Source organism: Streptomyces sp. NBC_00075, assembly GCF_045041225.1.
In the GTDB taxonomy this organism is placed as follows: Bacteria; Actinomycetota; Actinomycetes; order Streptomycetales; family Streptomycetaceae; genus Streptomyces; species Streptomyces adonidis.
Genome location: NZ_CP108243.1, coordinates 3,293,887 through 3,317,039, shown reverse-complemented (window position 1 = coordinate 3,317,039; position 23,153 = coordinate 3,293,887). Strand labels below are relative to the sequence as shown.

Here is a 23,153-nt window from a genome sequence, read left to right as displayed (position 1 = left end):
AGCAAGGCCGGGAGGGGCCTGGGTCTTGCGACCCGCACACGACGCTTTTGGGGGGCTTGAACCTTATGGACCCGAACAACCAGGGCTCCGAGGAGTACGGCCACGACGCCGACGGCACCACGCCGCGTCAGCGCCCGCCTCGCGACGCCCTCACATCCGACTTCGGCCAGCACACACCCGCGCTCGCCCGCACGGCACAGCTCGTCTCGGGCGACTACCTGCTCACGATCAACCCGGTCGACGGCAGCGAGATAGAGATCTGCCCGCCCGGCGAACGGCCCGGCCGGCCCGCCAAGCTCACCGCGGCCGAGCGCGCCGAGATCACCCGCGCGGCCACACCACCCGTACCGCCCGGGCCCGCGCAGCCCGAACTCCCGCTCCTGGAACGCGACGGCGAGCGCGAACGGCTGGTGCGGCTGCTGGCCCGCGGCCGTTCCGTACGGCTCACAGGGCCGCCCGGCTCGGGACGCACCACGCTCCTCGACGCCGTCGCCGGAGACTGCGCGGACCTCGCGCCCGACGGTGTGGTCCGTCTCAGCGGCCTCCGCCGCACCCCGACCGACCTCCTCTACGACCTCTTCTACGCCGTCTACAGCGCACCTCTGTACCGGCCGGAACCGGACGAACTGCTCACCCTCGTCCGGGAGGCCGGCGCGGTCGTCGTCCTCGACGACGTGGAGTTCGGCGGCGCCGCGCTCGATGAACTCATCGACGCGACCCCCGAGTGCGCCTTCCTGATCAGCGCCACCCCCGATGTGCCCGCGCCGTCCGCCGACGCCCTGATCGAGGAGCTGTTCCTCGACGGCCTCGACCGGGCCGGTGGCCTGGAACTCCTTGAGCGTGCCGTCGGCCGTGTCCTCACCGAGGAGGAGGCCAACTGGGCCGGTGACCTCTGGTTCGAGTCCGAGGGCCTGCCCCTGCGGTTCGTCCAGGCCGGCGCCCTGCTCAGGCAGCGCGACGGACTGCGCGCCAGCGCCGACGCCTTCGACGAGTTCGGCGTCTTCCAGGACATCCCGGTCGACGCGCCCTTCGACTCCGGCGACGAGCACGACGTACCGCTGCCCTCGCTCGCCGAGGGTGCCGCGCCCGCGCCGCTGCTCGCCTCCCGGCTCAGCGAGTCCGCGCGGGAGACCCTGCGCTTCGCCGTCGCGCTCGGCGGTGAGGTGCCCCACCAGGCGCATCTGCCGGCGCTCGTGGACGACGCCCACGCGGACGCCGCCCTCGGCGAGCTGCTCGGCTGTGCGCTGGTCTCCCCGGTCGGCTCGCACTACCGCCTCGCGGCCGGGGTGCAGACCCAGCTGGAGGCCGCCGGTTATGGCGAGGGCGCCCAGGAACGGGCGATCAGCGCCGCCCAGCACTACTCCTGGTGGGCCGGGCACCCCTCCGTGACCCCCGAGCGGGTCTGCGCGGAGGCCGACGCCCTGCTGGCAGCCCTCGACGTGCTCGTGCCGGTCACGGTGCCGCCGGCGGAGGACGAGGAGAGTACGGCCGTACAGCTGGCCCGCACCGCGGCGCCCGCCTTCGCGGCCGGTCTGTACTGGAGCGCCTGGGAACGCGTCCTGCGTGCCGGTGCCGAGGCAGCCCGGCTCGCCGGAGAGGTCGCGGAACAGGCCTACTTCCACCACGAGTTGGGCATCCTCGCGCTCTGCGGCGAACAACTCGACCTGGCCCGTGCCGAGCTGGAGTCCGCCATCGGCCTGCGCGGCGCCCTCTCCGACAAGCGAGGCACGGTCGCGGGCCGTCGCGCCCTCACCCTGGCCGCCGACCGGGCGGGCGACACCCCCGGCCTCGGCTCCGGCCCGGTCTCCACGGCGGGCGAGGAGGTGCCGGACGCGCGGTACGAGGAGTCGGCGTCGCCGCCCGGCGGGGTCCCGGCCGTCTTCGGCGCCGCGGGCTATCCGCCGCTCCAGCCGTCGCCCTCCGGTTCCGGTTCGGCCTCCGGTTACGGGTCCGGATCCGGTGACTTCCCGGCTACGGTCATCACACCCCGGTCCGGGGGCGGCGGGGCGCACAAGGCCTCGGGCCTCCAGCGGCTCGTCGGCGGTGCCCGGCGCAACCTCGTGGCCGTCGGCGCGGGCGCCCTGCTCGCGGCGGTGCTCGGCACGGTGGTGACGCTGGGGGCGACCTCGAACCCCAACGACGCGCCGTCCGACCAGGTGGGCGTCAACCCGTCCGCCAGTGCGGGCAACGACGACGACAGCCTCGGCGCGGACAAGGCCGACAACGGCGACAGCAACGGCGACACCGGCACGGCCACCAGCCGCCCGACCGACCCGGGGCCCGACGGCACCTGGGGCACGTCGGACGACCCGACACCGCCGTCCTCGGGCGGGCAGGAGCCGTCGGACGATCCGACGGGGACGAAGACGCCGGGTGGCGGTAACGGGGGCGGCGGGGGCGGCACCACGTCTCCGACGGACGATCCGACGACGACCGCGCCGACGGACGATCCGACGACGCCGGACCCGACCACCCCGGACCCGACGACGCCCGACCCGACAACGCCGGACCCGACCACCCCGGACCCGACGACGCCCGACCCGACGACGCCGGATCCCACCCCGGACACCACGACGTCGGCCAGCGGCCCGGCCGAGACCGAGACGGCGAGCGAACCGGCGAGCTCTCCGGCCGACGACACCAGCGCCCCGGCCACGACGACGTCCAGTGAGGCGACGGTCATCTGACAGCACGACGAAGGGGCGGGTCCGTGGCCACGGACCCGCCCCTTCGTCGTGCAACCAGCCCTACAACCTTGAACAGCCGTCAGAACAGCCGGAGTTTGTCGTCCTCGATGCCCCGCAGAGCGTTGTAGTCCAGCACCGCGCAGCCGATCCCCCGGTCCGTGGCGAGGACGCGGGCCTGGGGCTTGATCTCCTGGGCGGCGAAGATGCCGCGGACCGGCGCGAGGTGCGGGTCGCGGTTCAACAGCTCCAGGTAGCGCGTGAGTTGCTCCACGCCGTCGATCTCACCGCGTCGCTTGATCTCGACCGCGACCGTCGCGCCGTCGGCGTCCCGGCACAGGATGTCGACCGGGCCGATGGCCGTCATGTACTCGCGGCGGATGAGCGTGTAGCCGTCGCCGAGGGTCTCGATGCGGTCGGCGAGCAGTTCCTGGAGGTGTGCTTCCACGCCGTCCTTGATCAGGCCGGGGTCGACGCCCAGTTCGTGGGAGGAATCGTGAAGGATCTCCTCCATCGTGATGATGAGCTTCTCGCCCGCCTTGTTGATGACGGTCCAGATCCCCTCCTCTTCTCCTGCCCCCTCCTTCAACGTGCAGGGCGGAGACATCCAGTTGAGGGGCTTGTAGGCGCGGTCGTCCGCGTGGATCGAGACGCTGCCGTCAGCCTTGACCAGGATGAGACGGGGGGCCGACGGGAGATGAGCGGTGAGCCGGCCCGCGTAGTCCACGGAACAGCGCGCAATGACGAGACGCATGGTCGGCAACGCTACTCGACGCGTGGTGCTCCACGCGATTCGCCCACCTCACAGTGGTGACGGGCGCTCGGTGGGCCGAAGGAACATGCCAGTGGCAACTGTTCGTTGTTGGCTGATTGTGTGCCTACGGGGACGGTTCTGACCGGTCCTGTATCCGCGTTTTCCTGGTGCCGTCACGGTCCGTTGCATACCGTAGTAACCGGGAGGTCGCGATGCATCTACGGAGCGTGCTCGGTGTCGCGGGCTCCCTTTCCCTGTCCGGCAACCCCCGCGACCCGGGGGTGCGAGAGGAGAACCCATGTCGCTCGACGTCTCACCGGCCCTACTCGAACAGGCCGAGCGAGGCGAGGTCGACGAAGCTGAATTCGTCGACTGCGTCCGGACCTCCCTGCCCTACGCATGGGAGATGATCAGCTCCCTGGTGGCCCAGCTGAAGGTGGACGGCGGAGACTTCGCCGACAACCAGACGCCGCCGCCGGACGAGCAGGCACGTGGGCAGCTGCTGCGTGCGCTGGCGAGTGACGCGATTCGCGGTGCGCTTCAGCGGCACTTCGGGGTGCGGCTGGCCTTCCAGAACTGCCACCGGGTGGCGGTGTTCCCGCTGGACGCCTCTGTCGACGTCAAGCTGGCCCGCTTCACCTCGGTGCGCAGTCAGTTGCTGAACCAGTCCCCGGAATTCCGGGACTGCTGAGGTGACTTAGGCACCGGCTTGCCGCTCCGTACGCGGGAGGTGTTTCTGTACGGGGCGGCAAGCTACCTGGGGCAGCGGGCGGTTGACCGGGATGATCGGGTCAGCGCAGCTGTGTGAGCACCTCGCTCCCCAGCCGCCGTACGTTCTCCTCCGTGGCCGCCAGGTCGCCGGAGCCCTCGATGAGCAGCGCGAAGCGGGAGATGCCCGTCCGTTCGGACGTGGCCGCGAGCCGGTCGGCGCACAGCCTGGGGGTGCCGACCGGGTGCAGTCCGCAGAGGAGTTCGGTGTACGCCACCGGGTCCCGCATCGAACGAGCCCGGCCGTCCACCGTGACATGTGCTTCCAGTCCCTGACGCAGCCAGCCCGGCATCGCCTTCATCAGCGTCTCGACCGCGTCCGTACGCCGGTCCGCGATCTGGCAGACGCCCGCCGACACATGGGCGGCGCCGTGGATCTCGTCCGCCGGACGCCCCGCCGCACGCGCCGACTTCCGCCACAGGGTGACCATCTCGGCCTTCTCCTCGTCGCCGACATGCATCCCGAGGAGCATCGGCAGCCCGCGCTCGGCGGCCAGCCGCACACTCGCCGGCGAGGTGCACGCGACGACGACCTCCGGCCCCGCCGTCTCCGTCAGCGACTCCGACGGGCTGGGTACGACGGGCACCTCACGGAACCTGAACCGGTCGCCGTCGGCCGCCACGGACGGCTCACGCAGCCAGCGGACCAGCAGATCGAGTGATTCCGGGAAGGCCTTCTCGTACGCCTCGATCCCCGTCCCGAACACCTCCAGGTCGACCCACGGACCGCCGCGCCCCACGCCCAGCGTGAACCGCCCGCCGGACGTCAGATGCAGCAGCGCGGCCTGCTCGCCGAGCATCACCGGGTGGGTGGTGGGCAGCACGCTCACCGCCGTGCCGACCCGGATGCGCCGGGTGCGGCCCAGCAGCAGCGCGGCCAGCGTCGTCGCGGACGGGCAGGTGCCGTACGGCACGAAGTGGTGCTCCGCCAGCCAGACCGTGTCGAGACCCGCCTCCTCGGCGACCTCGGCGGACCGGACCGCTCGGTGCAGCGCCTCCCCCTGGCCCTGGCCCGGGAACTGGGCCGCCAGCACAAAACTTCCTACGCGCATTGCTCTTTCCTGCTTCCTAGGCCCCGACATGGAGCTCCCCCGCTCGGCATAACCGCTCGACACGTGCCGAAGTCACGGCTTGGCGGAGAGATTGGCGGATTGTCTGCAGAATCGGGCAGCCGGGCGAAGAGTGGCCGGGGTGCCGACGGCGGACCGGTGGGGGACCGACGGGGGATTCGAGAAGGGGTTCGAGAGAAGTTCGTACGACGGTGCTGACTTACTTCTACCCCGGATCGCGCCGCGTAGGCTGGAGACGACTCCTGCCCCCTGAACCGCTCCGTGAGGTGTTCCGTGTCCCCGCGCCGCAACCGCCCCCAAGGCCCCGGCTCGCCCGGCCGGAGTGCCGACGAGGACGACTCCGGCCGCTACGGCGGCTTCCAGTCCTCGGAGAACTGGCAGGGCGAGAGCTGGAACGTCCGGCATGTCGCGGGGGCCAGCGCCCAGGGCAAGACGTACCGCTGCCCGGGCTGCGACCAGCTGATCCCGTCCGGTGTCCCGCATGTCGTCGCGTGGGCCGAGCACGCGGGCGTGGACGACCGCCGGCACTGGCACAAGGCGTGCTGGAACGCGAAGGACCGCCGCACCACACGGGTGCAGCGGTCCCGTAACGCACCGAGGTTCTGAACCAACTCGCCTGTCGGCTCGCGGAGTTCACCCCTCCGAGTGAATCAGCTGAATCGGGTGGGCCAGGTGAATCAGATAGATCGGGTGAATCCGGTGATTCACACGTCCCGGCGGTCCAGCAGGACGAAGGCGCCGACGATCGCCGCGGCGGTCAGGCCGGCGAGCAGACCGAGCTGGGCACCCCCGGCGGCGTTCTCGTCGTCCAGTCCGAAGATCTTGGCGAGGGCGTTGGGCGCGTTGTAGTCGAGCATCTTCTCGCCGATCGTCCGCATGCTCTCGGACATCAGCAGGAACGCGGGCAGGATCGCCGGCACCAGGACGAGCCCCAGCATCGTGGTGATCGCGCCCGCCGAGTGACGCAGCATCGAGCCGACCGCGAGGGCGAGCGTGCCGAGCAGCGAGACGTACAGCGCGCCCATGACGACCGTGCCGCCCCAGGGCTTGCCGCCGTCGCCGTTGTGCATCGACTCGGTCGCCAGACCGACGAAACCGATCGCGAACGCGGACACGACGAACGCGACCGCGAAGAAGATGATCAACTTGGCGGCGAGCACCCGGTGGCGCTGCGGCGACGCGGTGAACGTCGTACGGATCATGCCCGTGCCGTACTCGGACGAGATGACCAGCACGCCCAGCGTGATCAGGCAGATCTGCCCGAGGATCAGCCCGAAGAACGCGGGAATCGTGTACGGCACGTCCCCGAAGTCCTCGTTGGTCGTCTGCGCGGCGACCAGCAGGCCGATGCCGATGACGAGGACCAGGAAGACCCCGAGCGTCCACATCGTGGAGCGCACCGACTTGATCTTCGTCCACTCGGAGGCGAGGGCGTGACCGAGATGCGTGCGCGTGACCGGGATCGGCGAGGTGTAGGCGGCGGCGTACGAAGCGCCGGGCGCCGCCTGCCAGTTCGGCGCCGCCTGCGGCACCGGCGTCTGCGTCGGGGGCTGCTGGGGCGTGCTCATCGGGCGTCCTCGGGCTTGGTCAGGTCGGGGGCGGCGGCAGGAGCGGGCTGCGCGTACGGGTTCGGGTGGGCGCCACCGGGCGCGGCGGGGCCGGCAGGGCCGCCGTACGGCCCCGAGGGCGGTCCGAGCGGCTCGGGCGCCGAGAACGGGGGCTGACCGCCCTCCTGGGGCGGCGGCGGGGCGTACCAGCCCGGCTGGCCCTGTCCCGGCACCGGCATCTGGGGCGGCGGCTGCGCGCCCGGCGGGGGCAGCTGCTGGAGTCCGGCCCGCTGGTCGATGGTCGAGCGGTAGTCGACGGCGCCCTGCGTCATCCGCATGTACGCCTCCTCCAGCGACGCCTGGTGCGGCGACAGCTCCCACAGGCGTACGTCGGCGGAGTGCGCGAGGTCGCTGATGCGGGGCAGCGGCAGGCCCATGACGCGCAGGGCGCCGTCCTGCTCGGGCAGCACCTGGCCGCCCGCCTCGGTCAGCGCGGCCGTCAGCTTCTCGCGCTGCTGCGGCTCGGTCTCCGGGGTGCGTACGCGCGCGAAGTCGGCGGAGTTGGCGGAGATGAAGTCCCGCACGCTCATGTCGGAGAGCAGCTGTCCGCGCCCGATCACGATGAGGTGGTCGGCGGTCAGCGCCATCTCGCTCATCAGGTGGGAGGAGACGAACACGGTCCGCCCCTCCGCCGCGAGCGCCTTCATCAGGTTGCGCACCCAGAGGATGCCCTCGGGGTCGAGGCCGTTGACCGGCTCGTCGAAGAGCAGCACCTGGGGGTCGCCGAGGAGCGCGGCGGCGATGCCGAGCCGCTGGCCCATGCCGAGCGAGAACCCCTTGGAGCGCTTCCGGGCCACGTCCTGGAGCCCGACGACCCCGAGCACCTCGTCCACGCGCCGTGCCGGGATGCCCGACAGCTGGGCCAGACACAGCAGATGGTTACGGGCGTGCCGGCCGCCGTGCACGGCCTTGGCGTCGAGCAGGGCACCGACCTGGCGGGGGGCGTTGGGCAGCTTGCGGTAGGGGAAGCCGCCGATCGTGACCTGGCCCGAGGTGGGCTGGTCCAGGCCGAGGATCATCCTCATCGTCGTCGACTTGCCCGAGCCGTTGGGGCCGAGGAAGCCGGTGACGGACCCCGGCCGCACCTGGAAGGAAAGGTTGTACACGGCCGTCTTGTCGCCGTAGCGCTTCGTCAGGCCGACTGCCTCGATCATGCTCCGCACCCACCGAAAATTTCACGACAGCGGGGCACACGCCCCCGTAAGGGTTAGGAGCTTATCGGGGAGCTGACGGTTCCCCCCAAGGGTGAGCAAAAATGTCGGGTGCATGCCCGCCCAGGTGGCCGTGGCGATGTCGGGCGCGGGAACCGCGCCCCGACAGGGGCGCGGGGAACTGCGCGATCAGCCCCCACCGGACCTGCGGCCAAAGAACCCCCCACCCCCCACCCAGCGGAGCGCTACGCATCCCGCTTCTTCAGCAGCACATACCCCCCGAGCAGCGCCACGACAACCCACACCACCATGATCGCGAGCCCACCCCAAGGCCCGTACGGAGTGTCGTTGTCGACCGGAGTCACCACCTGCATGATCTTGCTGCCCGCCTGGTCCGGCAGATAGCGCGCGATCTTCTTGGTCGCCGAGACCGCGCCCAGGATGTTGGAGATCAGGAAGAAGAACGGCATCAGCACACCGAGCGCCAGCATCGGGCTGCGCAGCATCGCGGCCACGCCCATGGAGAACAGGGCGATGAGCGTCATGTACAGCGCCCCGCCGATCACCGCGCGCAGCACACCCGGATCGCCGATGGACGTCGAGTGCCCGCCCAGCATCGCCTGCCCGAGGAAGAACGCGGCGAAGCTGGTGACGACCCCGACCGCGAAGGCCAGCCCGGTCGCGACCGCCAGCTTGCTCGCGAGGAACGTGCCGCGCTGGGGTACGGCCGCCAGCGAGGTGCGGATCATGCCGGTGCTGTACTCGTTCGACACGACGAGCACCCCGAACACGATCATCGCGAGCTGACCAAGACTCATCCCGGCGAAACTCGTGTACGTCGGGTCGAAGGAGAGCCGGTCCTTCTCGCTGAGGTCGCTCCACTGGTTCTTGAAGAGCAGCGAGATAAGCGCACCGAGCGCGATCGTCACGACGGCCGCGAGACCGAGCGTCCACACCGTGGACGCCACCGACCGGATCTTGGTCCACTCGGACCGGAGGACCTGGGTGGCTGCCATGCTCAGTCCTTCTTCCAGCCGTCGCCCCAGGGCCCGGGGGAGGGGGCGGCCGGGAGACCGGCCGAGGGCGGTGTGTCGCTGTGCGCGTGGTACTCGACCGACTCGGCCGTCAGCTGCATGAACGCCTCCTCCAGGGATGCCTGCTGGGGGCTCAGCTCATGCAGCACGATGTGGTGCTGCGCGGCCAGCTCACCGATCCGCTCGGCCTTCCCGCCGTCCACTTCGAGCGTCTCGGCACCCGCCTGTACGACGGTGATCCCGGCCGAGTGCAGGACGTCGAGCAGCCGTTCGCGCTGGGGGGAGCGGATACGGACGTACGAGCGCGAGTTCTGCTCGATGAAGTCCGCCATGGAGGTGTCGGCGAGCAGCCGCCCCTGCCCGATGACGACCAGATGATCGGCCGTCAGCGCCATCTCGCTCATGAGATGGGACGAGACGAAGACCGTACGGCCCTGCGCGGCCAGCGACTTCATCAGGTTGCGGATCCAGTGGATGCCCTCGGGGTCGAGGCCGTTGACCGGCTCGTCGAACATCAGGATCCGCGGATCGCCGAGCAGCGCGCCGGCGATACCGAGCCGCTGCCCCATCCCGAGCGAGAACCCCTTCGCCTTCTTCCGGGCGACCGCGGTGAGCCCGACGGTGTCGAGCACCTCGTGCACGCGCGAGCTGGGGATGCCGTTGCTCTGGGCGAGACAGAGCAGGTGGTTGAAGGCGCTGCGCCCACCGTGCATGGCCTTGGCGTCGAGCAGGGCGCCGATGTACTTGAGGGGGTCCTTGAGATGGTCGTAGTGCTGACCGTCGATCCGGACGTCACCGGCGGTGGGGCGGTCGAGGCCGAGCATCATCCGCATGGTGGTGGACTTCCCGGCACCGTTGGGCCCGAGGAAGCCCGTCACGATGCCCGGTCTGACGGTGAACGTCAGATGATTGACCGCCACTTTCTCGCCGTACCGCTTGGTCAGCCCCTCTAGCTCGATCATGCGGCCACGCTAGTTCGGGCGTTCGGCCGGTGCCACCCGGCTGGGCAAACCAAGACCGACGCCTGCCGCAACAATGGTGAACGCGGTGGCCCAGAGGAAGGCGTGCGGGAAGGTGCCGCCGCCATGGCCCCGGGCGAGCACCGCCGCGAGGACCGCGGTGCCGAAGGACCCGCCGAGCTGCTGCACGATCCGGGTGGTCGTGCTGGCGTGCGGTATCTGTGCGGGCGTCAGCCCCTGGTACGCGCCGACCATGACGGCCATGTTGGCGGCGCTCATCCCGAGCCCGCGCACGGCCAGCGCTACGGGCAACAGGACGCCGGCGGGATGCCGGAGGGCGAAGGGGAGCGTGCCGAGGGCGGTGAGCAGCAGCCCGCCCACCACGACCGGCCGCGGCCCGACCCGGTCGGTGAGCGGCCCGGTCACCCGGGCGAGCAGACTGCCGACCCCCTGGGGCGCGAGCAGCAGCCCGGCGGCGACCACGCCCTCGCCGCGGACCTGCTGGTAGTAGAGGGGCAGCAGGAACATCCCGCCGAAGAGCGCGAGCCCGCCGAGGAACAGCAGCACCGAGGAGACGGCGAAGGCACGGTCCCGGAAGAGCCGTACGTCGACGAGGGGCGCGTCGGCCCGCCGGGCGTGCACGACGAAGGCGGCCACGAGTACGGCGCCCAGGGGCGTCGCCGTCGCCCGGGCGGGGCCGTTCTCGGTGAGCCCGTACGCGAGTGCCGCGAGGCCGGGGGAGAGGAGCAGGAGGCCGGTGAGATCGAGGCGGAGGCGGTGCTGTTCGTGGTCGGCGGGGGTGTCCTTCGGGAGGGTCCGCCAGGCGAGGGACAGGGCGAGCAGACAGACGGGCACGTTGACGTAGAAGATCCAGCGCCAGCTGAGATGCCCGGCGATCAGACCGCCGAGCACCGGGCCGAGGATCGGTACGACCACCGCGGGCAGAGTGATCGCCGCCATCAGTCGGCCCAGGTTCCGGCCGCCGGCGGCGCGCATGACGAGGGTCTGAAGGACGGGCAGCAGCAGGCCGCCGCCGACGCCCTGCACGACCCGGAAGGCGATGAGCGAGCCGGTGTCCCGGGCGAGGCCGCACAGCACCGAGCCGGCGAGGAACAGGGTGAGTGAGGTGAGCCAGAGACGTCGGCCGCCGACGCGTTCCACGGCCCAGGCGGAGAGGGGGACGACGGTCGCCAGGGCCAGGAGGTAGGCGGTGCTGACCCATTGGACGGTGGCTGTGGGGGCGTGGAGGTCGGCACTGAGGGTGTGCAGGGCGATGGAGACGACCGTGCTGTCGAGGAGAGGGGCGAGGGCGCCGAGGACGAGGGTCAGGGTGAGTTTTCGGAGGGTGGGGTCCATTGCTTCTCCGGGTCCATTGGAGACGTAGCGTCTCTTATTTGGAGGATAGGCTGGCCTGGATAGGAGACGCAATGTCTCTTACCTGGCTCTCACGGAGGCATGGAGTGACCGGTGACGGTTCGCGGCGGCGCGGGGCGGCTCTGGAGGCCGATCTGCTCGACGCCGCGTGGGAGGAGCTGGCGGAGGTCGGCTACGCCAGGCTCACGATGGAGGGCGTCGCGGCGCGGGCCCGTACCGGGAAGCAGGTTCTGTACCGGCGGTGGCCCAATCGGGCGCAACTGGTGCGGGCGGTGGTGCGGCGGCGGAGCGGGGCGTTGGGCGAACAGGTGCCCGATACGGGGGAGTTGCGGGGGGATGTGCTCGCTGTGCTGCGGGGGATGGTGGAGCGGCAGAGGGAGCTTGGGCCCGATGTCATTCATGGGCTGCTGGCCGAGGTGCCCGATGTGGATCCGGACTTCGCTCGGATCATGCGGGGGGTTCTTGGGGTGATCCTTGAGCGGGCGGCGGGTCGGGGAGAGATCGTGAGCGGGGATCTTCCGGGGCGTGTGATCAGCTTGCCCGCTGATCTTTTGCGGCACGAGATGTTGTTGGGGCGGGAGCCGGTTTCCGAGCAGGTGCTGGTGGAGATTGTGGACGACGTGTTTCTGCCACTTGTTCGCCGTGGGTGAGTGCTGCGCCGTCGTGGCTGGTCGCGCAGTTCCCCGCGCCCCCAAAGGCGGAGGCCCGCACCCCCTGTTCAGGAGGTACGGGCCTTCGGAACCGCTGCTTACCGGGACTGCTGGGCCGGAACCCCGCGGGTGATCGGCTCGTCGTCCGTCGTGGGGGCGCCGGCGGCTGCGACCGCGGCTCCCGTCAGGGTGGCGAGCATCTCGCGGACGTTCGTCAGCTGGGCGTTGATCGAGTCGCGGCGGTTGGTGAGAGCCGCCAGCTCGCGCTCCGATTCCGAACGGATCCGGTCGGCCTTGGCGTTCGCGTCGGCCACGATGTCCTCGGCCTGGCGCTGGGCCGTCTCGACCGTCTGGCGGGCGCGGCGCTCGGCGTCCGTGCGCAGCTTCTCGGCCTCCAGGCGAAGCTGCTCCGCGCGGTGCTCGATCTCCGCGAGACGCTTCTCGGCCTTGGCCTGACGGGACGCGAGGTCGCGCTCCGACTGCTCGCGGCGCTTGGCGAGATTCGTCTCGAAGTCCGCGGCGGCCTGGGCGGCCTTGGCGCGGGTCTCCTCGAAGAGGGCGTCCGCCTCCTCACGCTTGGACTGCGCGTCCTTCTGCGCCTCCTGGCGCAGCTGGGAGGCGTCGCTCTTGGCCTTCTCGACGATCCGGACGCCCTCGTCCTCCGCCTTGGACTTGCGGTCCGCAGCGAACGATTCTGCGTCGTTGCGCACCTGCTGAGCCGCCGACTCGGCCAGCTCACGGTGCTGCTCGGCCGCGCGACGGGCCTCCTCGCGCAGGTCCTTCGCCTCCTCCTCGGCGAGGCGGAGGATCTTCTCGACACGCGCGCCGAGACCGGCGTACGACGGCTCCGCGTCGCTGACCTGGGCCTGGGCGTTCTGCGTTTCGAGGTGGAGCTCCTCGATGCGCTTTTCCAGAGCAGTGATACGAGCCAGAGCGCTGTCACGGTCGGAGACGAGCTTCGAAATGCGTTCGTCCACCTGAGCGCGGTCGTACCCACGCCGCACAAGCTCGAAGCCGTAGGGGGAAGTGTCGCTCATGGGGTTCCTGTCGAATGAGACCGGTGAGGTGATAGGGGGAATCCTAGGGGTCCAAGCGGCGTGTCATCGAGCAGTCACCCGATTGATATGGAGAATCAGACCCCTTTTGAGTGGCTAACCGGCGTGCTGCTTGCCAAAGAATTGGTCAAAGACCCCAGAAAGCCCCACAGAATGCACGCAACGCGCCCTCCGCGCTAGCCATCTGATGACTTGCCACCCGTACGGGTGACACCTACGGCAGCGCCCGCCTTGACGCCGCCGTCCTTGTTCGCTGACGGGGCCTCAAAGGACTCCAACGCCTCCAGTACGTCCTGGACACGGGAGATCTCCGCCTGGATGTCCTCGCGGCGCCGCACGAGGATCTCCAGTTCCCGCTTGCCCTCCTCGACCGTGGCCTTCGCCTCGCGGATCGCCTCGGCGCGGAGTTCCTCGGCCTCCCGGATCAGGGTGGCCTTCTTCTGCTCGGCCTCCTTCAGGAGCCCCTCGGCCTTCTTGACGGCGGCGATCCGGACCTTGCCCGCCTCCGAGTTGGCCTCCGAGACCAGGTCCTTGGCCTTCAGCTCCGCCTTGACGAGCTGCTCCTCGGCGGCCGTGATCAGCGCGTCGCAGCGGTCGCCGGTCGACTTCATCGTCTCGGCGGCCTCGCGGCGGGCCCGCTCGTGCAGGCCCTCGATCTCGGTCGTGATGCGGTCGCGCAGCTCCTCGGCCCGCTCCCTTATGGCGGTGGCGTCCCGGCGCGCGCCGACGAGCAGCTCGTCCGCGTCCGTACGGGCCTTCTCCACCGTCGAGTTGCCCCGGGCCGTCGCCTGGGACACCAGTCGTTCCGCCTCGTTGCGGGCGGCGCCCACCATCGAGTCGGCCTGCGCCTCCGCTTCCGCGGTCGTCTTCTGCGCGGCCTGCTGCGACTCCGACAGCAGCTTGTCGGCCTCGGCGGCCGTCTCCGTGATGAGCGTGTCGACCTGCTCGGCCGCCTCGGAGCGCCGCTTGTTGGCCTCCTTGCGGGCCTCGTCCAGCGTGCTGTCGGCCTCGTCGCGCGCGGTCGACATGAGCCGGTCGGCCTCCGCCGCCGCCTCCGCCTTGACCCGCTCGGCCTCCGCGCGCACCCGCTCCGCGTGCTGCTGCGCCGAACCGACCGTCTCGGCGGCCTCGGCGCGCAGCCGCTCCGCGTCCCCGGTCGCCTCCGAGATCAGCTGCTCGGCCTTGGCCACGGACTCGGCACGTACGCGCTCCGCCTCGGCGTTGGTCTCCTCGGTGAGCCGCTCCGCCTCCGCCGTCACCTCGGTGATCAGCGTGTCGGCCTGCGTCGCCGCGTCCGAACGGATCCGGTTCGCGTCCTCGCGGGCCTCCGCACGGCTGCGCGAAGCGTCCTGCTCGGCGTTCGCGATGGTGTCCGAAGCCTCCGTACGCACCCGCTGGGCGTGCGCGGCGGCGTCCTGGCGCAGCCGCTCCGCCTCGGCGATCGCCTCGCCCACCGTGCGCTCGGCGAGCACCTTGGCGTGCTCCGACGCCTCCGACGCCTCGCGCCGCACCCGGCTCGCGTCCTCCGAGGCCCGCTCCCGCTCGGAGTAGGCGTCGGCACGGACCCGGTCCGCCTCCTCCGACGCCTCGCGCCGCATCCGGTCGGCGACGTGCTCGGCGGCGGAGCGCAGCCCCTGGATCTCCTCCTGGGCCTGCTCGTGCAGCCCCGACACCGACTCCCGGACCTGCTGGGCGTGCTGCTCGGCCGCCGACACCATCTCGTTGGCGCGCCGGTCCGCCTCCTCGACCAGTCGTACGGCCTCGGCCTGGGCGTCCTCCACGCGCTTGCGCGCCGACGCCAGCAGCTCCTCGCTCTGTTCGCGGGCCCGCTCGCGCTCCTGGTCGGCCTCCTGGCGGGCGGAACCGAGGGTCTCCTCGGCCTCGCGGCGCCGCCTGGCGGCCTCCTCCTGGGCGGCGGCCAGCGTCTCCGACGCCTCCGTCGCCAGTCGCTCGGCGGCGGCCTGCGCCTCCGCCCGTACCCGGTCGGCGGTGTCCTGGGCCTCCGACTTCAGCCGCTCGGCCTCGGCCGCCGCGTCGGACCGCAGGCGTACGGCGATGGCCTCGCCCTCCGCCCGGGACGCGGACGCGTCCGCCGCCGCCTCGTCGCGCAGCCGCTGGATCTCCGCGTCGGCCTGCGCCTGGAGGCTCCGGACCCGCTCGGCGGCCTCGGAACGCAGCCGCTCCGACTCCTCGGCCCCCTCGCGGCGGATCCGCTCGGCCTCCGCGCGGGCGTCGGTGAGCGCCTGCTCGGCCGCGGTGAGCCGGTCCTCGGCCTCCGTGTGCAGCCGGGTCAGCTCGGCGGCGGCCTCGTCGCGGCGCGCCTCTATGGCCCGCTCGGTCTCCTCGCGCAGCTCGCGCGAGGCCTGCTCGGCGTCCGCCGCGATGCCCTCGGCCTGCTCGACGGCCTCCGCGCGGTGCCGCTCGGCCTCCTTGCGGGTGCGCTCCAGGGTTTCCTCGGCCTGCCGGCGCAGCGTCGTCGCGCGCTCGATGGCCTCCGTACGGACCTTCTCGCTGTCCGTCTGGGCGGTCTGGCGCAGCTCGTCCGCGTCCGCCTTCGCCTTGGCGAGCAGCTCCTCGGCGGTCCTGGCCGCCTCCTCGATCTGCTGGACGGCCTCGCGGCGCGCCTCCGCGCGGATGCGCTCGCCCTCGGCGACCGCGTCGGCGCGCAGCTGCTCGGCCTCACCGCGCAGCCGCCGGGCCTCTTCCTGAAGCTCGACGGTCTTGGCGCGGTACTCCTTGGTGTCGTCCTTCGCCGTGCCCTTGAGCTGCTCGGCGATGTCGTGCGCCTCGGCGCGCAGCCGGTCGGCCTCGGTCTCGGCCTCGGCGCGGATGCGCTCGGCCTCCTCGGTGGCCGCCTTGGTGGTCGACTTCGCTTCCTCGGACGCCCTGTTGAGGACGTCCTCGGCGGTGCGGGCCGCCTTGGCGAGCTGGGAGGCGGTCTCCTCGGCGGTGAGACTGCGGGCGGTCTCCTCGGCCTCGGCGACGATCTTCTCGGCCTTGGCCTTCGCGTCGGCGACGACCTCCTCGGCGGACGCCTTGGTCGCCTCGGCCTCCTGGCTGGCCTCGGTGACCAGCCGGGCGACCTGCTCCTTCGCCGTACGGGTGCGCTGCTCGTTGGCGGACTCGGCGCTGGCGGTCGTCTTGGCCGCGGCCTCCTTGGCCTCGGTGACGACCTTCTCCGCCTCCAGGCGGGCCTCACGCAGGGCGGCCTCGGCCTCCTGTATCCGCTGCTCGGCGGCGCGGCTCAGCTCGGTGGCCTGGCGGCGGGCGCTGTCCGACTCGGTCGCCGTGGAGCTGCGCAGCTGCTCGGCGTGGTCGGCGGCCTCGCGGGCCTCGGAGGTCGCGCTGTTCAGCAGGCGGTCGGCCTCGGCACGGGCCCGGCGCAGCAGCTGGTCGGCCTCCGCGCGGGCGGCCTCGTTCTCGCTCTGGAGGCGCTGCCTGGCCTCATTGGCGACCCGCTCGGCCTCGGCCCGGGCGGCGGCCAGCGCCTGCTCGGCCTCGGACCGCGACTCGTCGACCAGCCGGCGCGCCTGGGACTCGCTGCGGGCCCGCAGCTGCTCGGCCCACGCCACGTTCTCGTTGACGTGCGACTCGACGGTCTGGCGTCGCTCGGCCAGTTCCTGGTCGAGCTGCTGGCGCCGGGTCACCGCCTCCTGGTGCAGTTCGGCCTGCAAGCGGGCCGCCTGCTCGGCGTGCTCCTGAAGGATGCGCTGGGTCTGGGCGCGCGCCTGGGACATCTCGCGCTCGGCGTCCTGGCGGAGCTGGTCCGCCTGGATCTGCGCGTTCCGCAGCAACTGCTCGGCCTGATAGCCGATGTCACCGCCGTCATAGGCGGGCCGGGACATGAGAGTGCGGCGCGCCTCGTGAAGCTTGGCGCGCAGCACCTCGACCTGGTAGCCGAGGTCCTCGGCGTGCTGAATCGCCTTTTCCCGCTCGGTCTTCAGCCGCTCCATCTCGGCCTCGAACCGAGAGAGGTGGTCGACGTCAGCCGCCGGCTCTCGCTCCTGGCGTTCGTAGCCCCGCACTGCGCGGTCCCATCCGTCCCTGGTCGCAACCTTCTCCGAACGAGCCACGTCCGTCCGCCGAACGGGGCCCCCGGGGAATGGTGTCAGATCAACGGCGAGGCACGGACTCCCGCCCTCACCCTCGGCCCCCGAAACCTGAACCCCGGCCCTCGGATCCTCACCTCCACACATCAGGACCCGGACCGCTGCCCGACAACACGGCAGCGGCCGTCCCCAACCCTACCGGCCCATATGTACGAGGGTCAGTGCTCAGGTGACTCAACAGCCGCCGAAGTGACCAGTTCTGTCAGTACTCCGTGGCAATCCTTTGGGTGCAGGAAGGTGATCCGCGACCCCATGGAGCCGCGCCGTGGCTCCTCGTACAGAACGCGTACGCCCTTCTCACGGATGTCCGCGGCCTCGCTGTCCACATCCGCCGTACCGAAGGCGATGTGGTGCACGCCCTCCCCGTTCTTGGCCAGCCACTTGCCCACGGCGGAGTCCTCGCGGGTCGGTTCCAGGAGCTGGAGGTAGGAGGCGCCGCCGTCGTCCGTGTTGTTGATCTTCAACATGGCCTCGCGTACGCCCTGCTCCTCGTTGACCTCGGAGTGGAACACCTCGAAGCCGTACGTGGCCCGGTAGAACTCGACTGTCGTGTCGAGGTCGAAACAGGCGATCCCGATGTGGTCGATTCGCGTCAGCATGGTGTTAGTGCAGCGCTCCTGCGGTGGTTACGCAACGTGCGCGCGATCACACCGACGGCCCGATGACGGAGGCACTACCGCTCAGTACATTCAGGTAAACCCTCGTTCACACTCCTCAGCTCTCCAGCTGAAAGGGGATCGCTCCTCATGTCAGGAACCAACAGCACCACCTCGGTGATCGTCGCGGGCGCACGCACGCCCATGGGGCGGTTGCTGGGCTCGCTGAAGACCTTCTCCGGAGCCGACCTCGGCGGCTTCGCGATCAAGGCCGCCCTCGACCGTGCGGGGATCGGTGGCGACCAGGTGCAGTACGTGATCATGGGCCAGGTCCTCCAGGCCGGCGCGGGCCAGATCCCGGCCCGCCAGGCGGCGGTCAAGGCCGGCATCCCGATGAACGTCCCGGCGCTGACCATCAACAAGGTCTGCCTCTCGGGCCTGGACGCGATCGCGCTGGCGGACCAGCTGATCCGCGCGGGCGAGTTCGACATCGTGGTCGCCGGTGGCCAGGAATCGATGACGAACGCCCCCCATCTGCTCCCCAAGTCCCGTGAGGGCTTCAAGTACGGCGCGATCGAGATGCTCGACGCGATGGCGTACGACGGCCTCACCGACGCCTTCGAGAACATCGCCATGGGCGAGTCCACGGAGAAGCACAACACCCGCCTGGGCATCCTGCGCCCCGAACAGGACGAGATCGCGGCCGCGTCCCACCAGCGCGCGGCGGCGGCACAGAAGAACGGCGTGTTCGAGGCGGAGATCACCCCCGTCGAGATTCCGCAGCGCAAGGGCGAACCGATCGTTTTCAGCCAGGACGAGGGCATCCGGGCGGAGACGACGGCGGAGTCGCTGGGCAAGCTGCGCCCCGCGTTCACCAAGGACGGCACGATCACGGCGGGCACGTCGTCGCAGATCTCGGACGGCGCGGCGGCCGTGGTGGTCATGAGCAGGGCGAAGGCCGAGGAACTGGGCCTGGAGTGGATCGCGGAGATCGGCGCTCACGGCAATGTGGCGGGCCCGGACAACTCCCTCCAGTCCCAGCCCTCCAACGCGATCCTGCACGCCCTCAAGAAGGAGGGCCTGGGCGTCGAAGATCTTGACCTGATCGAGATCAACGAGGCCTTCGCGGCGGTCGCCGTCCAGTCAATCAAGGATCTCGGGGTGTCCACGGATCGGGTGAACGTCAACGGCGGTGCGATCGCGCTGGGTCACCCGATCGGGATGTCCGGCGCACGGGTCGTCCTGCACCTGGCTCTGGAACTGAAGCGGCGCGGCGGTGGCGTGGGCGCGGCGGCCCTGTGCGGGGGCGGCGGCCAGGGTGACGCGCTGATCGTGCGGGTACCCAAGGCGTAAGCGGTCTTGAGGCAGGCCATACGTCTGTGATCGGAACGGAGTTGTGATGCAGGACGTCCCCACGCTGGTGGCGCAGGCCCGGGAAGGCCGGCCGCGGGCCGTGGCCCGGCTGATCTCCCTGGTGGAGGGGGCGTCCGAACAACTCCGCGAGGTCATGGCCGCGCTGGCCCCGCTGACCGGCAACGCGTACGTGGTCGGCCTGACGGGATCACCGGGTGTCGGCAAGTCGACGTCGACATCGGCACTCGTCACGGCCTACCGACGCCAGGGCAGGCGGGTCGGCGTCCTCGCCGTCGACCCGTCGTCGCCGTTCTCCGGCGGCGCCCTCCTCGGCGACCGCGTCCGCATGTCGGACCACGCCTCCGACCCCGGCGTCTACATCCGCTCGATGGCGACCCGGGGCCACCTCGGCGGCCTGGCCTGGGCGGCCCCGCAGGCGATCCGTGTCCTGGACGCTGCGGGGTGCGACGTGGTCCTGGTCGAGACGGTGGGTGTGGGGCAGTCGGAGGTGGAGATCGCGGCGCAGGCGGACACGAGTGTGGTGCTGCTGGCGCCGGGGATGGGGGACGGCATCCAGGCGGCGAAGGCCGGAATCCTGGAGATCGGCGATGTGTTCGTGGTGAACAAGGCGGACCGGGACGGCGCGGACTCCACCGCGCGCGAGCTGAACCACATGCTGGGCCTGGGCGAATCCCGGGCGCCGGGGGACTGGCGCCCGCCGATCGTGAAGACGGTCGCGTCGAGGGAGGAAGGCATCGACGAGCTGGTGGAGGCGCTGGAGAAGCACCGGGCGTGGATGGAGGAGCGGGGAGTGCTGACGGAACGCCGTCGGGCCCGCGCATCCCACGAGGTGGAGACGATCGCGGTGACGGCACTCCGCGAACGCATCGGCGATCTGCACGGCGACCGACGCCTGAGCGCGCTGGCGGAGCGGATCGTGGCGGGCGAGCTGGATCCCTACCGGGCGGCGGACGAGTTGGTGGCGGGGCTGACGGAGCACTGAGGCGAGCGCCGAGTTTCTTCGCCCCCGCCGCCCCTACCCGTCCCATCCTCGGGGGCTCCGCCCCCGAACCCCCTTGTCCTCAAACGCCGGACGGGCTGGTTTGTCAGCCCGTCCGGCGTTTGAGGACAAGGCCCCTTCAGGGCCGTAGCGGGGGTCTGGGGGCGCAGCCCCCAGGGATGGGAACGGGTAGGGGCGGCGGGGGCGAGATCAGTCTGCGGTCACCTTTGTGATCTTGCCCGTGTTCAGGGCTACCGCCCACTCGCTCGTCACCCCGTCCTTCACCGTCTCCACGCCCCACACCACCGCCCCGTTCTCGTCATCGTCGCCCCCCACCTCCGTGACCGTCCCCTTCGCGGCAGCGGCAAGCGCCGCGTCCCGTGCGTCGAACTTCGCCCCCTTCAGCGCCGCCAGCTCCGCACGGTCCTCACTGTCGCTCTCCTCCTCGGTGTCCCGCTGCGCGCCGAGCACCTTCCCCTCGGCGGAGACCTCGACGCCGTACTCCGCATCGTCGCCCGCCACGACGTCCACACCCCACGTCCCGGCGTCACCACCGTCGTCGTCCAGCTCGGCGGAGACGACCGTGCCCGGGGTGTGCCGCAGCGCCGCCGCGATGGCCTCCGCGGCGGTGACGCCGCCGGACCGGACCGCCGTACGGTCCTCGGGGACGACGTGCACGTTCGCGGCAGCCGGCTCGTCGTCGCCCGCCGCGAACGCGGCGACGGTGCCGCCGGCCAGAGCGGCGGCGGTGAGGGTGGCGATGACGATGTTCCGCTTCTTGGGGTTCATGGGAGTTCCTGCCTGTTCGCTCGGATCGGTGCTCGTTTCGATGACGACAACCAAGCTGCCCGAGCCCGCCTGAAGCAGACCTGAAGTCACCTGAAGGCGTCTTCAGGTTTGCTTTGCGACGCTGTACGCATGCGTTTGCTGATAGTGGAGGACGAGAAGCGGCTCGCCCTGTCCCTCGCCAAGGGGCTGACGGCCGAGGGCTACGCCGTGGACGTCGTCCACGACGGGCGTGAGGGGCTGCACCGGGCCACCGAGACTCCGTACGACCTCGTGATCCTCGACATCATGCTGCCCGGCCTCAACGGCTACCGCGTCTGCGCGGCCCTGCGCGCCGCCGGCCACGACGTACCGATCCTCATGCTCACCGCCAAGGACGGCGAGTACGACGAGGCGGAAGGGCTCGACACGGGCGCCGACGACTATCTGACCAAGCCCTTCTCGTATGTTGTTCTGGTTGCTCGTGTGAAAGCCCTCTTGCGTCGGCGTGGGGCGGCGACCGGTGCCTCGCCCGTCCATGTGGTCGGCGAGCTGACCGTCGACACCGCCGCCCATCGTGTTCATGTCGGTGAGGACGAAGTCACCCTCACCGCCAAGGAGTTCGCCGTCCTGGAGCAGCTCGTGCTGCGGGCCGGCGAGGTCGTGTCCAAGGCGCGGATCCTGGAGCACGTCTGGGACTTCGCGTACGACGGCGACCCGAACATCGTCGAGGTGTACGTCAGCACGCTGCGGCGGAAGCTCGGTGCTTCCCTGATCCGGACCGTGCGCGGCGCCGGATACCGGCTGGAGGTGCCGCGGTGAGACGCGCTCTCGGCTCCGTGCGGGCCCGGGCGACCCTCGGTGCCACCCTTGTCGTCGCGGTCGCGCTGGTCGCCGCCGGGACCGCCGTACTGCTCTCCCTCTGGTCCAATCTGAGCGGCCAGGCCAGTACGCAGGCCGAGCGGACCGCGCGGGCCGTCGCCGCCGACCTGGCCGCCGGGACCCCGTACGACCAGCTGTCCCTCGATGACGACGACCGGCCCGTCCAGGTCGTCGACGCGGCCGGACGGCTGGTCGCGTCGAGTGAGGACCTGGAGCGGATCAGCGGTACGGGGGTGGAGGCCGTGCGCCCGCAGGCCGCAGCGGGACAGGAAGAACAAGAAGAAGGCGACGACTCCCTCTCGCACGGCGAGATCGACGACGACGTCTCCTTCACCGACGGATCCGCCACCGTCGACGGCGACGAGGCCGACTACCGGTTCGCCGCCGTACGCGTCGAGGCCGACGGCGACGGCACGCTCACCGTGTACGCCGGCGCGCCCCTCTCCGCCGAACAGAGCGCCGTCAGCACCGCGTTGACCGTCATGCTGATCGGGTTCCCGCTGCTGCTCGGTGTCGTCGCGGGCGTCACCTGGCTGGTGACCCGGCGTGCGCTGCGTCCCGTCGAGGGCATCCGGGCCGAGATGGCCGAGATCACCGCCTCCGAGGACCTCGCCCGGCGCGTCCCGGTGCCCGACACGCACGACGAGGTCGCGCGGCTCGCCCGGACCACCAACGAGACGCTGGCCGCCCTGGAGACCTCCGTGGAACGCCAGCGCCGGTTCGTCGCCGACGCCTCCCACGAATTGCGCAGCCCCATCGCCTCCCTGCGCACCCAGCTCGAAGTCGGCGCCGCACACCCGGAGTTGCTGGATGTGGAGGGGGCCGTCGAGGACACCGTACGGCTCCAGCGCCTCGCCGCCGATCTGCTGCTGCTCGCCCGGCTGGACGCGGGGGAGCGGCCCGCCGATGCCCGCTTCGACCTCGCGGAGGTGGTTCGGGAGCAGGTGGAGGGGCGGGTGGGGGTGACGCTGGAGACGGCGGTGTCCGTGGAAGTGGGCGGGTCGCGGGGGCAGTTGGGGCGGCTCGTCGCCAATCTGCTGGACAACGCGCAGCGGCACGCCCGGTCGGCCGTCACCGTGGCCGTGCGGCGGGAGGGGGAGCAGGTCGTCGTCGAGGTCGCCGACGACGGGGACGGGGTGCCCGAGGCGGACCGGGAGCGGGTCTTCGAGCGGTTCGTGCGGCTCGACGACGCGCGCAGCCGGGACGACGGCGGCGCCGGGCTCGGACTCGCCATCGCCCGGGATGTCGCCGTACGGCACGGCGGCACACTCACCGTGCGTGAAGCGGCGACAGGCGGAGCCCTGTTCGGACTCCGCCTGCCTGTCGCCTAGTCCTGCGGTTC

The 23,153-nt window shown here is 71.2% G+C and carries 19 protein-coding genes; 8 read left to right on the top strand and 11 right to left on the bottom strand.

The window, feature by feature from the left end:
* The first annotated feature begins 65 nt into the window (after positions 1 to 65).
* Positions 66 to 2,687, top strand: a complete 2,622-nt coding sequence (locus tag OG787_RS14090) for an ATP-binding protein (protein WP_405535415.1) — start codon at positions 66 to 68, stop codon at positions 2,685 to 2,687.
* A 79-nt stretch (positions 2,688 to 2,766) separates the two neighbouring features.
* Here OG787_RS14090 and nucS read toward each other — a convergent pair whose 3' ends face one another.
* Positions 2,767 to 3,438 (bottom strand): endonuclease NucS, encoded by a 672-nt coding sequence (gene nucS, locus OG787_RS14085; RefSeq protein WP_369033093.1) that lies wholly within the window; start codon positions 3,436 to 3,438, stop codon positions 2,767 to 2,769.
* 298 nt (positions 3,439 to 3,736) lie between these two features.
* Between nucS and OG787_RS14080 the strand changes: the two genes are divergently transcribed.
* Positions 3,737 to 4,129 carry an SCO5389 family protein gene (locus OG787_RS14080; protein WP_105970747.1) on the top strand — a complete coding sequence of 131 codons (393 nt, stop codon included), beginning with the start codon at positions 3,737 to 3,739 and terminating at the stop codon, positions 4,127 to 4,129.
* Positions 4,130 to 4,229: 100 nt separating this feature from the next.
* Here OG787_RS14080 and OG787_RS14075 read toward each other — a convergent pair whose 3' ends face one another.
* Positions 4,230 to 5,258, bottom strand: a complete 1,029-nt coding sequence (locus OG787_RS14075) for an LLM class flavin-dependent oxidoreductase (RefSeq protein WP_369033092.1) — start codon at positions 5,256 to 5,258, stop codon at positions 4,230 to 4,232.
* A 291-nt stretch (positions 5,259 to 5,549) separates the two neighbouring features.
* On the opposite strand from OG787_RS14075, the gene OG787_RS14070 reads away from it, so the two are divergent.
* A complete protein-coding gene (locus tag OG787_RS14070) occupies positions 5,550 to 5,882 on the top strand; it encodes an ATP/GTP-binding protein (RefSeq protein ID WP_369033091.1) in 333 nt (110 codons plus the stop codon).
* 98 nt (positions 5,883 to 5,980) lie between these two features.
* Here the strand turns inward: OG787_RS14070 and OG787_RS14065 are convergent, their stop codons facing one another.
* From OG787_RS14065 to OG787_RS14045, 5 genes are all read right to left on the bottom strand, one after another.
* Complete coding sequence (locus tag OG787_RS14065) at positions 5,981 to 6,844, bottom strand: ABC transporter permease (RefSeq protein ID WP_369033090.1); 864 nt, start codon at positions 6,842 to 6,844, stop codon at positions 5,981 to 5,983.
* A complete protein-coding gene (locus OG787_RS14060; RefSeq protein ID WP_405535414.1) occupies positions 6,841 to 8,037 on the bottom strand; it encodes an ABC transporter ATP-binding protein in 1,197 nt (398 codons plus the stop codon). Before OG787_RS14060 ends, OG787_RS14065 begins: the two co-directional genes overlap by 4 nt.
* 242 nt (positions 8,038 to 8,279) lie before the next feature.
* A complete protein-coding gene (locus OG787_RS14055; RefSeq protein ID WP_369033088.1) occupies positions 8,280 to 9,050 on the bottom strand; it encodes an ABC transporter permease in 771 nt (256 codons plus the stop codon).
* 2 nt (positions 9,051 to 9,052) lie between these two features.
* A complete protein-coding gene (locus OG787_RS14050) occupies positions 9,053 to 10,030 on the bottom strand; it encodes an ABC transporter ATP-binding protein (RefSeq protein ID WP_369033087.1) in 978 nt (325 codons plus the stop codon).
* Positions 10,031 to 10,039: 9 nt separating this feature from the next.
* Positions 10,040 to 11,383: an MDR family MFS transporter gene (locus OG787_RS14045; protein WP_405535412.1), complete on the bottom strand. Its 1,344-nt coding sequence runs from the start codon at positions 11,381 to 11,383 to the stop codon at positions 10,040 to 10,042.
* Between the two features lie 104 nt (positions 11,384 to 11,487).
* Here OG787_RS14045 and OG787_RS14040 point away from each other — a divergent pair, with 104 nt between their 5' ends.
* The gene (locus OG787_RS14040; protein WP_369033085.1) at positions 11,488 to 12,051 is read left to right on the top strand and encodes a TetR/AcrR family transcriptional regulator; all 564 of its coding nucleotides are present in this window, start codon (positions 11,488 to 11,490) and stop codon (positions 12,049 to 12,051) included.
* Between the two features lie 98 nt (positions 12,052 to 12,149).
* On the opposite strand, the gene OG787_RS14035 is transcribed toward OG787_RS14040, so the two are convergent.
* From OG787_RS14035 to mce, 3 genes are all read right to left on the bottom strand, one after another.
* Positions 12,150 to 13,088 (bottom strand): cellulose-binding protein, encoded by a 939-nt coding sequence (locus OG787_RS14035; RefSeq protein WP_235474791.1) that lies wholly within the window; start codon positions 13,086 to 13,088, stop codon positions 12,150 to 12,152.
* Positions 13,089 to 13,282: 194 nt separating this feature from the next.
* Positions 13,283 to 17,131, bottom strand: coding sequence for a polarized growth protein Scy (gene scy / locus OG787_RS14030; protein ID WP_369033084.1), 3,849 nt, complete (start codon positions 17,129 to 17,131; stop codon positions 13,283 to 13,285).
* A gap of 242 nt (positions 17,132 to 17,373) precedes the next feature.
* Positions 17,374 to 17,814 (bottom strand): methylmalonyl-CoA epimerase, encoded by a 441-nt coding sequence (gene mce, locus OG787_RS14025; protein ID WP_369033083.1) that lies wholly within the window; start codon positions 17,812 to 17,814, stop codon positions 17,374 to 17,376.
* Positions 17,815 to 17,961: 147 nt separating this feature from the next.
* On the opposite strand from mce, the gene OG787_RS14020 reads away from it, so the two are divergent.
* Positions 17,962 to 19,164 carry an acetyl-CoA C-acetyltransferase gene (locus tag OG787_RS14020; RefSeq protein WP_369033082.1) on the top strand — a complete coding sequence of 401 codons (1,203 nt, stop codon included), beginning with the start codon at positions 17,962 to 17,964 and terminating at the stop codon, positions 19,162 to 19,164.
* A gap of 46 nt (positions 19,165 to 19,210) precedes the next feature.
* Positions 19,211 to 20,167 (top strand): methylmalonyl Co-A mutase-associated GTPase MeaB, encoded by a 957-nt coding sequence (gene meaB, locus OG787_RS14015; protein ID WP_369033081.1) that lies wholly within the window; start codon positions 19,211 to 19,213, stop codon positions 20,165 to 20,167.
* A gap of 207 nt (positions 20,168 to 20,374) precedes the next feature.
* On the opposite strand, the gene OG787_RS14010 is transcribed toward meaB, so the two are convergent.
* Positions 20,375 to 20,953, bottom strand: coding sequence for a PepSY domain-containing protein (locus OG787_RS14010; RefSeq protein ID WP_369035616.1), 579 nt, complete (start codon positions 20,951 to 20,953; stop codon positions 20,375 to 20,377).
* A 129-nt stretch (positions 20,954 to 21,082) separates the two neighbouring features.
* Here OG787_RS14010 and OG787_RS14005 point away from each other — a divergent pair, with 129 nt between their 5' ends.
* On the top strand, positions 21,083 to 21,751 hold the full coding sequence (locus OG787_RS14005; protein ID WP_405535409.1) for a response regulator transcription factor: 669 nt from the start codon (positions 21,083 to 21,085) through the stop codon (positions 21,749 to 21,751).
* Positions 21,748 to 23,142, top strand: coding sequence for an ATP-binding protein (locus OG787_RS14000; protein WP_405535408.1), 1,395 nt, complete (start codon positions 21,748 to 21,750; stop codon positions 23,140 to 23,142). The genes OG787_RS14005 and OG787_RS14000 overlap by 4 nt, the downstream gene beginning before the upstream one ends.
* The last annotated feature ends 11 nt before the right edge of the window (positions 23,143 to 23,153 follow it).